A 14,081-nucleotide genomic window follows, 5' to 3' on the forward strand; every position below is an offset into this window, starting at 1 on the left:
TGATATTATATATTGACTGCAAAGGTAAGAAAACTAAAGGAACGGATATTGCTGAAATGGAATTATGCCTTCATCAGTCATCAGAAAATATTTTTATAAGCCCGAACTCCAGATCCTGACTATCGTTTATGTGTCCGGAGCTGTGTATGACTATCTGGACGTGCCGCAGGAGGTTTTCGATGATTTCCGCGCGGCATTTTCAAAAGGAACGTATCTGAATAAAAATATTAAACCTTTTTTTAAATACAAGAAAGTTTGAAACCGTTAAATATAATCGCAAGCGTGAGCAACGGAATAACAGGCAACAGAAATGAATCCGCAATATGCAGAAATTGATGCGCCACCTGAAGAAATGGTTCCGCAACCTGAAGAAATGGCTCCGCAACGTACAGAAGTGACAAAACAATATTGCGGAACGATTTCTGTAGCTGATAACTCAAACATTCCATGCATTTTTAAAAAATTTGATATTAAAAACTAAATAAATTTATCAATTCAATAAAAACGACTGATAAATGGCCGTATTTAAATGGGCAAAAAAAAGAGAAGCCGAAACTTCTCTTTTAAATATCTAAAATTTAGATTCTTATTTTTACATGTGAATCGCAATCTTTCCGGTCGCGTCTAATGCAGCTTCTTTAATTGCTTCTGCAAAAGTTGGGTGCGCGTGAGACATTCTTGCAATATCTTCAGCACTTGCGCGGTATTCCATCGCGGTTACAGCAGCTGCAATCATATCGGCAGCTCTTGCTCCAATCATGTGAACGCCTAAAACCTCATCGGTTTTTTCGTCAGCAATGATTTTGATGAAACCATCCAAATCACCGGAAGCACGGCTTCTTCCCAAAGCTCTCATCGGGAAATTACCCACTTTAATGGCAACGCCTTCTGCTTTCAGCTGTTCTTCAGTTTTTCCAACCGCAGCAACTTCTGGCCAAGTATAAACCACTCCAGGAATTAAATTATAATTGATGTGCGGTTTTTGTCCTGCAAGCTGTTCTGCCACCAAAACGCCTTCCTCAGATGCTTTGTGCGCCAACATTGCTCCGGCAACTACATCACCGATTGCATAAATATTTGAAACGTTAGTCTGCAAATGCTCATTGGTTTTCACTCTACCTCTTTCGTCCAGATCAACACCGGCTTTTTCAAGGGAAAGTCCGTCAGTGTAAGGTTTTCTGCCTACAGAAACCAAAACATAGTCGCCTTCTACCACTACTTCTTCGCCTTTTTTGTCTTTCGCGGTAACTTTTACGGTATCTCCGTTTCTTTCAACCGCCTGAACCGCCGTAGAAAGCATGAATTTCATGCCCTGTTTTCTCAAAACTTTATTGAGTTCTTTCGATAAAGCACCGTCCATGGTTGGGATGATTTTATCCATAAATTCAACGACAGTTACTTCAGAACCCAATCTTTTGTAAACTGAACCAAGTTCAAGCCCGATTACACCGCCGCCGATTACAACTAAATGTTTCGGGATTTCTTTAAGGTTTAAAGCTTCTGTAGAAGTAATTACTCTTTCTTTATCTAAACTGATAAAAGGCAGCGAACTTGGTTTGGAACCTGTCGCAATAATGGTGTATTTTGAATCGATGGTTTCTGCAGAACCGTCGTTTTTCGTTACTTTAATCTGAGTCGCAGATTCGAAACTTCCAACACCTTCGAAAACTGTGATTTTATTTTTGTCCATCAGGAAGGTGATTCCTTTCGTCGTTTGGTCTACCACTTCATTTTTTCTCGCGATCATTCTTGCCAGATCTGCTTTTGGCTCGTCGATGATAATTCCGTGATTGGCGAAATTGTGTTTTGCGTTTTCGAAATGTTCTGAACTGTCCAAAAGTGCTTTGGAAGGGATACATCCAACATTCAGACAGGTACCGCCCATGGTGGGATATTTTTCAATAATAGCTGTTTTTAAACCCAACTGTGCGCATCTGATTGCAGCAACATATCCTCCAGGACCGGAACCGATAACGGTAACATCGAATTGACTCATTTTTATATTTATTTGATTTATTAAAAATTAAAGTTGTACAAAATTACGAAATTTTTTGCCTGTGGAAAGCGAGATTCCCATAGATTTTAAACTAATATTTTAACGGAAAGCAATTAATTCGATATTATTTTCTTAACCACATTTACTGCTTCCGCAATTCTTGCAGATCAGGCATCCTTCCTGATAAACAACCTGATCGGAACCGCAATTGGAACATTTTCCGCCGGCATCCGTTCCATCCGGAATATAACGTTTCAAAGCTCTTGCAACACCCGCTTTCCAGTTGTTGATGGACTCAGAATCGAGTTCTAGTCTGTTGATGAGTTCCACGACGTTTTCAATCGGCATACCGTGTCTTAAGGTTCCGGAAATCAATTTAGCGTAATTCCAGAATTCAGGATTGAACTTGTGTGAAAGTCCTTCAATCGTAGTTTTGTAGCCACGAAGATTGGTAAACTGAAAGTCGTAACGGGATTTGCCGTCTTCATCGCGGTTTTTAATAATAAGTCCCTGACTTACCCAACGCGGTAGGGCAATTCCTTCTTCGTCATCGGCCAAACCGGTGAATATTTCATAAGGTTTTTTGTCGATCAGCCCAACGAAGGCAATCCATTTGTCTTTATTGTTCTGGAAACGGACGATTTCAGCTTCTAGAACGTGAGGTCTTTTTGTCGGAAATGCTGGTTGAAGAACTTCAGTTTTTTCTTCCTTTTTTTCGTCATTCGAAATCAAAACTCCGGACCGTGAACCGTCACGGTAAACGGTAACGCCTTTGCAGCCGACTTCCCAGGCTTTGATGTACAGTTGATTCACCAGTTCTTCTGTCGCATCATTCGGAATATTAATCGTCACTGAAATCGAATGATCTACCCATTTCTGGATCGCGCCCTGCATTTCTACTTTGCTCAGCCAGTCTACATCATTGGAAGTGGCTTTGTAATAAGGAGAAACTTCAATTATCTTATTGATTTCTTCCTGAGTATAATTTCTGTCCGTATCCATTCCGTTTACTTCCATCCACTGTTTAAAACGGTGATGGAAAACCAGATATTCCTCCCAGGAATCCCCTACTTCATCTACAAAATCAACCCGAACGTCTTTATCATTAGGATTTACTTTTCTCCGTCTTTTGTAAACAGGAAGAAAAACAGGCTCAATTCCCGATGTGGTTTGCGACATCAGCGAAGTACTTCCTGTGGGCGCAATCGTAAGAAGTGCAATGTTTCTTCTGCCGAATTTCTTTAAGTCTTTATATAAATTAGGATCAGCTTCTTTAATCCTTAGAATGAAAGGATTTTTCTCTTCCCTTTTCGCATCATAAATTCCAAAAGCTCCTCTTTCTTTCGCCATATCTACGGAAGAACGGTAAGCCGCAAGCGCTAAGGTTTTGTGAACTAAAGTAGAAAATTCGTTGCCTTCTTTACTTCCGTACTGAATATTTAAAGCCGCTAACATATCACCTTCCGCGGTAATTCCCACACCGGTTCTTCTGCCTTCTATGGTTTTCTGGCGGATTTTTGTCCACAGATTTTTTTCCGTTGCTTTAATTTCATTTCCTTCCGGATCGGAATCGATTTTAAGAAGGATTGCATCGATTTTTTCCATCTCCAGATCGATAATATCATCCATCATTCTCTGGGCATAGCCGACGTGCTTTTTAAAAAGTTCAAAATTAAATTTTGCTTTTTTTGTAAACGGATTTTCCACGTAAGAAAAGAGATTTACGGCTAAAAGCCTGCACGAATCATAAGGACACAGCGGAATTTCTCCACACGGATTGGTGGAAACCGTTTCATAACCCAAATCCGCATAGCAGTCGGGTAAAGATTCGCGGATAATCGTATCCCAGAAAAGAATTCCCGGTTCTGCCGATTTCCAGGCGTTATGAATGATTTTATCCCATAAATCCGTTGCTTTAATTTTTTTCTGAAACTTAGGATGGTCGCTGTGGATCGGGTATTTCTGAATGTAATCTTCTTTTCCGACAACCGATTTCATGAAGTCGTCATCAATTCTTACCGAAATATTTGCACCTGTAATCTTTCCCTGCTCCAGTTTGGCATTCACGAAATCTTCAGAATCCGGATGATTAATGGAAACGGAAAGCATAAGCGCTCCTCTTCTTCCATCCTGTGCAACTTCCCGCGTGGAATTGGAATATCTTTCCATGAACGGAACCAAACCGGTAGAAGTAAGCGCGGAATTTTTCACTGCAGAGCCTTTCGGGCGGATGTTTGAAAGATCGTGACCAACACCGCCGCGTCTTTTCATCAGCTGAACCTGCTCTTCATCAATCTTCATGATGCTTCCATAGGAATCGCTCTGGGTTCCGCTGCCAATGACAAAACAGTTGGAAAGCGAAGCAATCTGAAAATTGTTTCCGATTCCTGTCATCGGACTTCCCTGCGGAATAATGTATTTGAAATTTTTAATGAGATCGAATATTTCCTGTTCTGAAAGCGGATTGGGATATTTTTCTTCTATTCTGGCAATTTCCGAAGAAATCCGTCGGTGCATATCGTCGGGAGTCTGTTCGTAAATATTGCCGTCTGAATCTTTCAGCGCGTATTTGCTTACCCAAACTTTTGCAGCGAGATCGTCGCCTTCGAAATATTTTAGGGTTGATTGATATGCATCTTCATAAGTAAATGTGGTACTTTTTTTAGCGAATACTCCGGCTTCCATAGTTGTATATTTATTAATTTTAAAAGTACAACAGTTTACCTGAATAACAAAAAGTTTACATATTTATTTACTTATAAAACTGATTATTAGATATATAAATTTTACCGGACATCTCAAAGTTTACAAATATTGTAAATTCATATGACCAAAGTCATAATAATAATTTCATTCTTGCTTAAAGTCAAATGGAGAATCTACAATTTTCCCATAGGAAACAGATTTATTTTTTTAAAACTTCCAGAAATAGATTTTCATATTTAATAAGTATCAACTCTTTTGAAAAACGTAATCGGACCGAATTTTTAATTGATTCTCTATTGTGATCCTTCTTTAAAACCGCTAAGATTTTTTCCGCGAATTGCCGATGATCTTCAATATCTAAAATTTCGCCGTTGACATCAGTTTGAATAATCTCTGAAATCCCGCCCGGACACTCGTTTGCCAAAGAATAAGTTCCGCACGCACCAGCTTCCAGCAATACATTCGGGAAACCTTCATAACGGGACGACAATATAAATAGGTCTGCAAATTTCAGGAACTGATAAGGATTTTTCTGCTGTCCATGAAAAATCACATTTTCAAGATAGAGATCAGTTTTCATCTGTAGCAACAGCTCTCTATCTCTTCCGTCACCCAAAATATGAATTTGGATTTTCTCTCCTTTTAAGTGGCTGAAAACCTTCAGTAGATTGTCGAAGCCTTTTCTGGAAGAAAGATTTCCGATGGCCACGATATTTCTAAAATCAGTCTTAAAACTTTCAGGTTTTTTTGAAATGTTCAATTTTTCTTCAATAAAATCAAAATCCACGGGATTGTTGATTTTGAAGATTTTTTCTTTTTTAATACTGAAATTTTCAATTAAATCATTCATCATATCGTCGCTTTGACAGATAATGCGGTGATAATTCTTGTAAAATTTGTAAAAAAAACGGATTTCCTTTCGTGTCACATGTTTTGAAACGACATTTGTTTCTCTCGCTATGAATTTTGTATTAGGAAAAAACCTTATAAATAAAGAAAGATACGCGTTTATTTCGCCAAAACCAGTGAAAACAATATCTGGTTTTCTTCTTTTAATTTCGCGTAAAATCGGTTTTAAAGAATGCCTGATTCTGGGAGTTTGGATATCAATAATTTCAACATCATCATTTAGGAACTCCAGATAACCACCTTCTTTCCTTAACAGAAGAATTTTCGGCTCAAATTTTTCTCTGGGTAAATGATTGGCAATAGTTGTAACAATGCGTTCTGCACCGCCGGTTTCCAAATCGGGAAGGATAAAAATAATGGTGATTTTTTTCCGGTCTTCTGCCAAGGTTTTGCTGTTTTTAATGAATTGAAAAAGCCTTAAGATGTCATTCAACCAAATCTACAACAATTCAGGAAAATCTTTGGAATGATTGTTCAGAATATGATTAACAAGATATTTTCCATCCTTATGATCAAAGAAAATATACCAGGTCGTCTGTGGGTTGGCTTTGTATTTAATAAATTTTTGTCCGAATCTCCGCAACACAACAGGTGATTCACGCACTCCGGTTTTAAAATTATGATTATTTATATAGGTGATAATTTCCAAAACATAATTTTTTGCATCATTTTTAAAACCGAAAAATTCATTTTCAAATAGAATGTCAATTAATTCATTTAGAAAAAATTTTACATCTTGACGATAAATCACTTTTCTTTCCAAGGCAGAGAATCAATATGTTGAAAAACTTCACCAAGCAACTCATTTGAAGTCAAACCCTTCGCAAACCTTTCATCAAAATCATCTTTTACACTAAATTCAGTTTGAGGCTCACTTACGATAGGATGCAACAACATTTCTTTACGGAACTCATCGATCTTACTAATCATTGCTTCATCCTCCAGAGACAAAAGCCAATTGAGGATTTCCTGTTTTTGATGTAAGCTTTTTTCGTGCATTGTCAAAAAATTTTAATTTGCTACATCGGATATAAACTTAATCCTCAACATTCTCACCTCTTCATCACTCAAATCATCACCGAATTCCGACAGAAGTACTTTCATGCTGTCGCTTTCGCTCTCGCCCATAAATTCCATAAATTCCTCTACAATATCTTCATCAAAATTTTCGTCGATATAATAGTCAATATTCAACTTAGTTCCCTGATAAACAATACGTTCCATTTCCTTCAACAAATCTTCCATCGAAAGATTTTTAGCTTTAGCAATGTCTTCCAGATCAATTTTCTTGTCGGTACTCTGAATGATGAAAACTTTATGGCTCGATTTATTCGCCACCTGTTTCAGCACCATATCCTGAGTTCTTTCGATATTGTTTTCCTCTACATATTTCTTGATGTAATCAGCAAATTCTTTCCCGAATTTCTTGGCTTTTCCATCGCCAACTCCGTAAATTTTTCCAATTTCTTCAATGCTGATCGGATATTGCACGGTCATATCTTCCAAACTCGGATCCATAAAAACGGTATAAGGCGGGATTCCCTGTTTTTTAGCAACGGTTTTCCGTAGTTCTTTTAGCTGATTAAAAAGATTTTCGTCGAGTCCGCTGCTTTGCTGAACCTGCACCTGATCGGAATCTGCTTTCGTTTGGGCCAAATCATATTCTTTGTCTTCCGCGATGAGAAAAGGATTTTTGTCTTTCCCGGCAATCATGTTAAGACCCTTTTCAGTCACTTTTAAAACACCGTAAGTCTCTATATCTTTTTGAAGAAAATCCTGAACGGTTGCCTGACGGATAATCGATTTCCAGAAGTTTTCTTCCTCATTTTTTCCGATGCCGAAATATTTTGAAGTTTCCAGTTTATAAGATTTTGTAACCGGATTTTCTTTCCCTACAATTACAGAAATTAAATCTTTTGTTTTGAATTTCTCCTCCAGCTCCTTTACCAAAGTCAGCACTAATTTCAGCTCTTTCGTTACTTCTTTCAGTTTCGGGGGGTTGACAGAATTGTCACACATCTGTGCACCTTCACCGTTGACGGGATCAAACTGCTCGCCAAAATAATAGAGAATATACTGCCGCCTGCTCATCGAAGTTTCGGCATAACCTACTACTTCATTCAATAGCTGAAGACCGATTTCTCTTTCGGAAACAGGCTTCTGAGCCAGAAACTTTTCTAATTTTTCAATATCTTTCGGGTCATAAAAAGCCAGACAAATCCCTTCCCCACCGTCTCTTCCTGCCCTACCGGTTTCCTGATAATAACTTTCTAACGATTTCGGAATATCATAATGAATCACAAACCTCACATCCGGTTTATCAATTCCCATCCCGAACGCAATGGTTGCTACGATAACATCCGCGTCTTCCATAAGGAATTTGTCCTGATTCATCACCCGGGTTTTCTGATCCAAACCAGCGTGATACGGAAGCGCATTGATGCCGTTTACCTGAAGGAGCTGTGCAAATTCCTCCACTTTTCTCCTGCTCAGACAGTATACGATCCCTGATTTCCCTTTATGCTGATTGATGAATTTTACAATTTCCCGGTCAATATTCACTTTCGGGCGCACTTCATAAAAAAGATTAGGGCGGTTGAAACTTTCTTTAAACACCAAAGCTTTGGACATTCCGAGTGTTTTCTGAATGTCATCCTGAACTTTCGGTGTTGCCGTCGCTGTTAAGGCAATAACAGGAACGTCAGCAATTTTATCGATAATCAGTTTAAGATTTCGGTATTCAGGACGGAAATCGTGTCCCCACTCGGAGATACAGTGTGCCTCGTCAATGGCGACAAAAGATATTTTTACTTCCCTCAGGAATTCAAGGTATTCTTCTTTGATTAAAGATTCCGGGGCAACGTATAACAGTTTTGTTTTTCCGGCTTTTATATCATCAAAAACCTGTTTGGTCTGCGTTTTATTCAGTGAAGAATTTAAAACGTGAGCCACGCCTTCATCAGATGAAAGCCCGTTCACGGCATCCACCTGGTTTTTCATCAAAGCAATAAGAGGGGAAACCACGATTGCAGTTCCTTCAGAAATGAGCGCGGGAAGTTGATAACAAAGAGATTTTCCGCCACCGGTGGGCATTAAAACAAAAATATCTTTACCTTCGAGTAAATTTTTAATAATTTCTTCCTGCTGACCTTTAAACGTTGAGAAGCCGAAATATTTCTTGAGTTCCTTCGATAAATCGGCGGTATTTGTTTTCATCTGTAATTTTCAGTTTTATAGCAACAGATGCAGCGCCGACAATCACTTGCATTTAATTCCAAAATTATTGGTCATTGGCGTTTCATCTAAATATGTTTGCTAAATTTGCATATTACCCAAAGTTAGAAAATAAAAATCAAAATAAAAATATTGCACCCTAAATTTCATAGAAATATAATAAAAATATTTCCGTATATTAAAGGAGTAAATTTTTCATTTTCAAACCAATAAAATGACTCATTCCGAAATTCTTCAGACAGCCCAAAACGCTCTTTCCATTGAAATATCAGAACTCGAAAGCCTGAAAAACCGGCTTGACGAAAATTTTCTCAAAGCTGTTGAAATCATTCATTCAGCCAAAGGAAAACTCATCATTGTCGGAATCGGGAAATCGGCGCATGTAGGAAATAAAATTGTTGCCACACTGAATTCCACCGGAACTCCGTCGCAGTTTCTGCACGCTTCAGAAGCAATTCACGGCGATTTGGGCGTCATCCAGAAAACAGATGTGGTGCTGTGTATTTCCAACTCCGGTAACTCACCTGAGATTGTTAACCTATTGCCGTTTCTGAAAGATTATTCTTCGGCCTTAATTGGAATGACAGGCAACCTTAACTCCAAATTGGCTGAATTTTCTGCTGTTGTTCTAGATACGTCCGTAGAAAAAGAAGCTTGTCCTATAAAACTCGCGCCAACAAGTTCAACCACTGTTCAGATGGCATTGGGAGATGCTTTGGCGGTTTGCCTGATGGAACTGAACGGTTTCCGGGAGAACGATTTTGCGAAATTTCATCCGGGAGGAAGTTTAGGAAAAAACCTTACTGCGAAAGTCGGACAGTTTTTGTCTTCCCAAAAACCTCAGGTTTCAGCCAATTCCAACATCAGGGAAATTATCATTTCGATAAGCGCTTCTTCGCACGGAATTACCGTGGTAACCGATAACGAGCAGATTACCGGAGTAATTACTGACGGAGATTTACGCAGAATGCTGATGAGCGGACAGGATGTTTCGAAGATTCTGGCAAAAGACATCATGAGCAGCAACCCGAAAAGCATCGATAAAAATGCTTTGGCAAAAGAAGCCATGCAGATCCTTAAAGACAAAAACATCGGTCAGCTGATCGTTACCGAAAACGGAAAATATTTTGGAATCATCGACATTCACAGACTTCTGGACGAAGGCATTAATTAGAATAAAACCTGAATTCAGTTTTAGGAACTCGGAAAATTAAACATTCCTGTATTTCATCCGCTGTCAAACGCATCGGAATTTTTGTGAGGACTATGTAAATCTGAAAGCTTATCAACCTGCAATCAATGTCTGGTATTTTGCAAGGAAATAATTTGATGCAGCTTCAGATATTTTCACCAATATTTCTGTAATTTCGCAATCTTGAATTTGAATCTTGAATTTTTTTAAAATGGGCGACAGAAAAGACATGTCATTTTGGGGACACATCGGTGAATTGAGAGGACACTTAATCCGCTCTATCATTGCCATTATTGTGGGCGCACTCCTTGTTGGTTTCAATGTAAACTGGATCATGGATCATGTTTTTTTCGGACCTACAAGAAACGATTTCTTCACCTTCCGTGTCGTGAATCATTTTTCCCGCGAATTCCTTGGTCATGACAGCATTGTGCTTCCCGATCATTTTGCGGTGCAGCAGAAGAAACTTTTTCAGCAGTTCAATGTGATGATGTCGGTTTCTATTTTTGGAGGAATCGTTGTCGCATTTCCTTATATTATTATTGAACTTTGGCGCTTTATAGCTCCGGCGCTTCACCCGAACGAACGCAAGAACTCTGTTTTTCTCATCAATTTCGTGTGGATCCTTTTCCTGCTTGGAATTTTATGCGGTTATTTCCTCATTTTACCTTTCGCGATCAATTTCGGTCTGCTGTTCAAAATCTCAGATTCCATCACCCAGCTTTTTGATCTCAGCGATTACACCACTTTATTCATGCAGGTTGTACTGGGAATGGGCACAGTATTCCTTTTCCCGGTGATCGTTTATTTCCTCACTTCGGTTGGGATTTTAACCCCAAAATTCATGAAAACCTACCGCCGTCACGCGATTGTTCTCATCATGGTAGTTGCAGCCGTCATTACGCCTGCCGATGTTTTAAGTATGCTGATGGCCGCTTTCCCGCTGCTTTTGCTGTATGAATTCAGCATTATGATGAGTGCTTATACCTATAAAAAAGTTCAGAGCAGATCAAATCTGCCCGCACAGCAGTAGAGATTAGGAGCAACACAAGTTATAGCTCTCCCAACAACCTGTCCCGCCCTCACTACTCGCTTCCGCCGCTGCGGAGAGCTCAGACATGCCGTTCGGTCGGGGCTAGAAATTCAGCCACTTTTTTCCTTTGAAAAATCTTTGGAACATTTCACTTAATAGAATCAAAAAAAACACGCCTCTCAGCGTGTTTTTCAGTATCTTTTATTTTTCAATATATTCTTTAAAACTTTTTCCTAAAATTTCATTCCATCCGTTCGTGAAGCTTTCTTTCTGAAAATCTTGCCCGAGGTGGCTGAAATTCTCCAGACCTTTATGCGTCAGCGTAATTACGGTACCGTCGCCGTCTTCTTCGAGCTTCCATTTCACGATGGTTTTCTCTCTGGAAATTTCCGGATATGACCAGGTATGCTTGAATTTTTCGTTAGGAATCACTTCCAGAATCTCTGCGTGATGATGATATTTATTTTCACCGCCCGGTTCAAAAAAATTGAACTCGTTATGAAGTCCAAGTTCAAAATCGGGGATGTCAAAATACCACTCTTTCATCTGCGCTTTATCGGTTAAAGCGTTCCAAACCTTCTCTACGGGCGCGTTAACTCTTTGTTTAACTACTACATTCTCGTGCATAATATTAGATTTTTTTGGTTGTAATAAAGTTAATCAAATATTAATGAAAGATAAAATCATTGACCCTGATTTTACTCATTTCATAATTTAAATTACATTTGTCGCCCTGTTTAAAGTAAAATCTACGGCCAAACGTCTTACTTTAACAGTGAATAAAAGCAGTATTTAAAAATAATGATTATTGTAAAGAAACTCATGATAGCATCCCTCCTGTTGATCGCCGTTTTAGTGGCAGCAACTTTCCTGATTATGAAACACCCAAAATTCGGGAAAGCGCCCTCAGGAAAACGTCTGGAAAGAATTCAGAAATCGCCGCATTACGAAAACGGAAAATTCAGCAACCTGAATCATACCCCACAACTTGCGGAAGACACGTCGATGCCGGAAGTGATGTTCCGCTTTCTGTTCGGAAAGAAGGAAAACCTGAGGCCGAAACAGAAATTTAATTTCAGCAAAACAGATTTGAAAAATCTGAACCCTCTGGAAAATATATATGTCTGGATGGGACATTCGTCGTATTTTATGCAAATCGACGGTAAAAAAATTCTTGTCGATCCGGTTTTCAGCGGAAATGCTTCGCCTTTTACTTTTACAACAAAAGCTTTTGAAGGAGCCGATTTGTATACCACCGATGATATTCCGGAGCTTGATTATTTAATTATTTCACACGATCACTGGGATCATCTGGATTATGAAACCGTGAAAAAGTTCCAGCCTAAAGTAAAAATGGTGATTACCGGTCTCGGAACCGGAGAACACCTGGAATATTGGGGTTACGATCCTAATAAAATCATCGAACTCGACTGGGGCGAAAGTTCTGATCTAGGAAACGGTTTTAAGGTTTATTGCGAAGCTGCACGACATTTTTCCGGCCGTGGTTTAAAGCGCGACCAGGCGATCTGGGCAAGTTTTGTTTTTGAAACTCCGAAACAGAGAATCTATATCGGCGGCGACAGCGGTTACGATGATCATTTCAAAAAAATTGGCGATAAATTCGGAAGTTTTGATTTGGCGATCCTCGAAAACGGACAGTACAACAAAGACTGGCGATATATTCATTTCCTGCCCGGTGAAAATATCAAAGCCATGAAAGAACTCCATGCGAAAAGGATGATTCCGGTACATAATTCCAAATTTGCGCTCTCGGTTCATGCATGGGACGAACCGCTGAAGAAAATGATGGAACTTAATACTGAAAACGCAAGAATTATCACTCCAAAAATTGGCGAAAAAGTAAACTGGGAAGATGATGCGAAAGTGTACGAAAGATGGTGGGAATCCTACCAATAAGATCAGAATAGAAAGAGTCGGTAACGGTTCTTTTTTTATTTTCGTAAATTTGGGCAGATCTAAAAATGAAAGAATGAAATCTACAAAACTATTCATACTGCTGTTTTCCGTATTGCTGGGTTTCGCTGGTAAATCACAGAACCTTTCAAAACTTGAACCTTGGGATGCCGAATTATCTGCGGTAAAATATCCTTTTCCCGTTCAGTTTAAAGCATTAAAAAATCAGGGACAACAGTTGAAAATGGCTTTCATGGACGTGAAACCTGCAAAACCTAACGGAAAAACCATAGTCCTTCTTCACGGTAAAAATTTCAACGGATATTATTTCGAACAGACGGCAAAAGAACTTCAGAAAGAAGGCTTCCGCGTCATTATGCCGGATCAGATCGGTTTCGGGAAATCATCAAAACCTAAACAGTATCAGTTCAGTTTTCAGCAGCTAGCCGAAAACACCAAATCAATACTGGATGATTTGAAAATAGAAAGATTCATCGTCCTTGGACATTCTATGGGCGGAATGCTTGCCACGAAAATGGCTGTGATGTATCCTGAAAATGTGGAAAAACTGATTCTCGAAAATCCAATCGGACTCGAAGATTACCGGAATTTTTCGCCTTACCAGAATATCGATAAACAATATACTGCGGAACTTAAAAATACCTATAATTCCTATAAAGATTATCAGCTCAAATTTTACTACGATGGAAAATGGAAGCCGGAATACGATAAATGGCTGAATCTTTTGGCAGGCTGGACGGTTTCTAAAGATTTTCCCATCACCGCCTGGAATGCGGCTTTAACTTCTGATATGATTTACACGCAGCCTGTGGTTGAAGATTTTCAGAAGATTACCGTTCCTACCCTTCTCATCATCGGAACCCGCGACCGAACCGCGATTGGAAAAGGAAATGCACCGAAAGAACTGCAGCCTTTAATGGGACTTTACCAAAATTTAGGAAAGGAAACCCAGAAAAGAATCAAAGGCTCGAAATTGGTCGAGCTTGAAAATGTAGGACACTCACCGCATATCGAAGTTTTCGACCGGTTTATTACGCCACTGATGGAGTTTATCAAATAAAGTCGAAATGAGTTTT

13 protein-coding genes are annotated in these 14,081 nt (G+C 39.1%); 6 read left to right on the forward strand and 7 right to left on the reverse strand.

Translation table 11 applies throughout. The features are described 5' to 3' along the window. Window positions 1–64: 64 nt before the first annotated feature. Together KSK37_RS05425 and KSK37_RS05430 are read left to right on the forward strand one after the other, a co-directional pair. Window positions 65–259, forward strand: coding sequence for a KTSC domain-containing protein (locus KSK37_RS05425; RefSeq protein ID WP_217199914.1), 195 nt, complete (start codon window positions 65–67; stop codon window positions 257–259). Window positions 260–310: 51 nt separating this feature from the next. Beyond that, the gene (locus tag KSK37_RS05430) at window positions 311–481 is read left to right on the forward strand and encodes a hypothetical protein (RefSeq protein ID WP_217199916.1); all 171 of its coding nucleotides are present in this window, start codon (window positions 311–313) and stop codon (window positions 479–481) included. 111 nt (window positions 482–592) lie between these two features. Here the strand turns inward: KSK37_RS05430 and lpdA are convergent, their stop codons facing one another. The 6 genes from lpdA to recQ all read right to left on the reverse strand — a co-directional run bounded on the left by lpdA (window position 593) and on the right by recQ (window position 8,827). Continuing rightward, the gene (lpdA, locus tag KSK37_RS05435) at window positions 593–1,996 is read right to left on the reverse strand and encodes a dihydrolipoyl dehydrogenase (RefSeq protein ID WP_217199918.1); all 1,404 of its coding nucleotides are present in this window, start codon (window positions 1,994–1,996) and stop codon (window positions 593–595) included. Window positions 1,997–2,128: 132 nt separating this feature from the next. Then, entirely contained in the window at window positions 2,129–4,681 is a 2,553-nt protein-coding gene (locus tag KSK37_RS05440) for an adenosylcobalamin-dependent ribonucleoside-diphosphate reductase (protein WP_217199921.1), read from the reverse strand. A gap of 220 nt (window positions 4,682–4,901) precedes the next feature. Next, the gene (locus KSK37_RS05445) at window positions 4,902–6,035 is read right to left on the reverse strand and encodes a glycosyltransferase (protein WP_425514006.1); all 1,134 of its coding nucleotides are present in this window, start codon (window positions 6,033–6,035) and stop codon (window positions 4,902–4,904) included. 15 nt (window positions 6,036–6,050) lie between these two features. Next, complete coding sequence (locus tag KSK37_RS05450; protein WP_217199923.1) at window positions 6,051–6,374, reverse strand: hypothetical protein; 324 nt, start codon at window positions 6,372–6,374, stop codon at window positions 6,051–6,053. Then, the gene (locus KSK37_RS05455) at window positions 6,359–6,610 is read right to left on the reverse strand and encodes a hypothetical protein (RefSeq protein WP_217199925.1); all 252 of its coding nucleotides are present in this window, start codon (window positions 6,608–6,610) and stop codon (window positions 6,359–6,361) included. The genes KSK37_RS05450 and KSK37_RS05455 overlap by 16 nt, the downstream gene beginning before the upstream one ends. A gap of 12 nt (window positions 6,611–6,622) precedes the next feature. Beyond that, on the reverse strand, window positions 6,623–8,827 hold the full coding sequence (gene recQ, locus KSK37_RS05460) for a DNA helicase RecQ (protein ID WP_217199927.1): 2,205 nt from the start codon (window positions 8,825–8,827) through the stop codon (window positions 6,623–6,625). A gap of 232 nt (window positions 8,828–9,059) precedes the next feature. On the opposite strand from recQ, the gene KSK37_RS05465 reads away from it, so the two are divergent. Next, window positions 9,060–10,019, forward strand: coding sequence for a KpsF/GutQ family sugar-phosphate isomerase (locus KSK37_RS05465; RefSeq protein WP_088360135.1), 960 nt, complete (start codon window positions 9,060–9,062; stop codon window positions 10,017–10,019). Window positions 10,020–10,248: 229 nt separating this feature from the next. Then, window positions 10,249–11,070, forward strand: a complete 822-nt coding sequence (tatC, locus tag KSK37_RS05470; protein WP_088360136.1) for a twin-arginine translocase subunit TatC — start codon at window positions 10,249–10,251, stop codon at window positions 11,068–11,070. Between the two features lie 201 nt (window positions 11,071–11,271). On the opposite strand, the gene KSK37_RS05475 is transcribed toward tatC, so the two are convergent. Then, window positions 11,272–11,697, reverse strand: coding sequence for an SRPBCC family protein (locus KSK37_RS05475; protein ID WP_088360137.1), 426 nt, complete (start codon window positions 11,695–11,697; stop codon window positions 11,272–11,274). Between the two features lie 195 nt (window positions 11,698–11,892). Between KSK37_RS05475 and KSK37_RS05480 the strand changes: the two genes are divergently transcribed. Together KSK37_RS05480 and KSK37_RS05485 are read left to right on the forward strand one after the other, a co-directional pair. Next, window positions 11,893–12,987 (forward strand): MBL fold metallo-hydrolase, encoded by a 1,095-nt coding sequence (locus KSK37_RS05480; protein WP_246566243.1) that lies wholly within the window; start codon window positions 11,893–11,895, stop codon window positions 12,985–12,987. 73 nt (window positions 12,988–13,060) lie between these two features. Continuing rightward, window positions 13,061–14,065, forward strand: a complete 1,005-nt coding sequence (locus KSK37_RS05485) for an alpha/beta fold hydrolase (protein ID WP_217200080.1) — start codon at window positions 13,061–13,063, stop codon at window positions 14,063–14,065. Window positions 14,066–14,081 lie beyond the last annotated feature (16 nt).

The sequence above is a fragment of the Kaistella soli genome (assembly GCF_019038595.1).
Lineage (GTDB): Bacteria > Bacteroidota > Bacteroidia > Flavobacteriales > Weeksellaceae > Kaistella > Kaistella soli.

Excerpts from the sequence above, each read along its gene's own strand:
- KSK37_RS05425 (WP_217199914.1), top strand. The coding sequence starts at position 65 with ATGCCTTCATCAGTCATCAGAAAATATTTTTATAAGCCCGAACTCCAG.
- KSK37_RS05430 (WP_217199916.1), top strand. The coding sequence starts at position 311 with ATGAATCCGCAATATGCAGAAATTGATGCGCCACCTGAAGAAATGGTT.
- lpdA (WP_217199918.1), bottom strand. The coding sequence starts at position 1,996 with ATGAGTCAATTCGATGTTACCGTTATCGGTTCCGGTCCTGGAGGATAT.
- KSK37_RS05440 (WP_217199921.1), bottom strand. The coding sequence starts at position 4,681 with ATGGAAGCCGGAGTATTCGCTAAAAAAAGTACCACATTTACTTATGAA.
- KSK37_RS05455 (WP_217199925.1), bottom strand. The coding sequence starts at position 6,610 with ATGCACGAAAAAAGCTTACATCAAAAACAGGAAATCCTCAATTGGCTT.
- recQ (WP_217199927.1), bottom strand. The coding sequence starts at position 8,827 with ATGAAAACAAATACCGCCGATTTATCGAAGGAACTCAAGAAATATTTC.
- KSK37_RS05465 (WP_088360135.1), top strand. The coding sequence starts at position 9,060 with ATGACTCATTCCGAAATTCTTCAGACAGCCCAAAACGCTCTTTCCATT.
- tatC (WP_088360136.1), top strand. The coding sequence starts at position 10,249 with ATGGGCGACAGAAAAGACATGTCATTTTGGGGACACATCGGTGAATTG.
- KSK37_RS05475 (WP_088360137.1), bottom strand. The coding sequence starts at position 11,697 with ATGCACGAGAATGTAGTAGTTAAACAAAGAGTTAACGCGCCCGTAGAG.
- KSK37_RS05480 (WP_246566243.1), top strand. The coding sequence starts at position 11,893 with ATGATAGCATCCCTCCTGTTGATCGCCGTTTTAGTGGCAGCAACTTTC.
- KSK37_RS05485 (WP_217200080.1), top strand. The coding sequence starts at position 13,061 with ATGAAATCTACAAAACTATTCATACTGCTGTTTTCCGTATTGCTGGGT.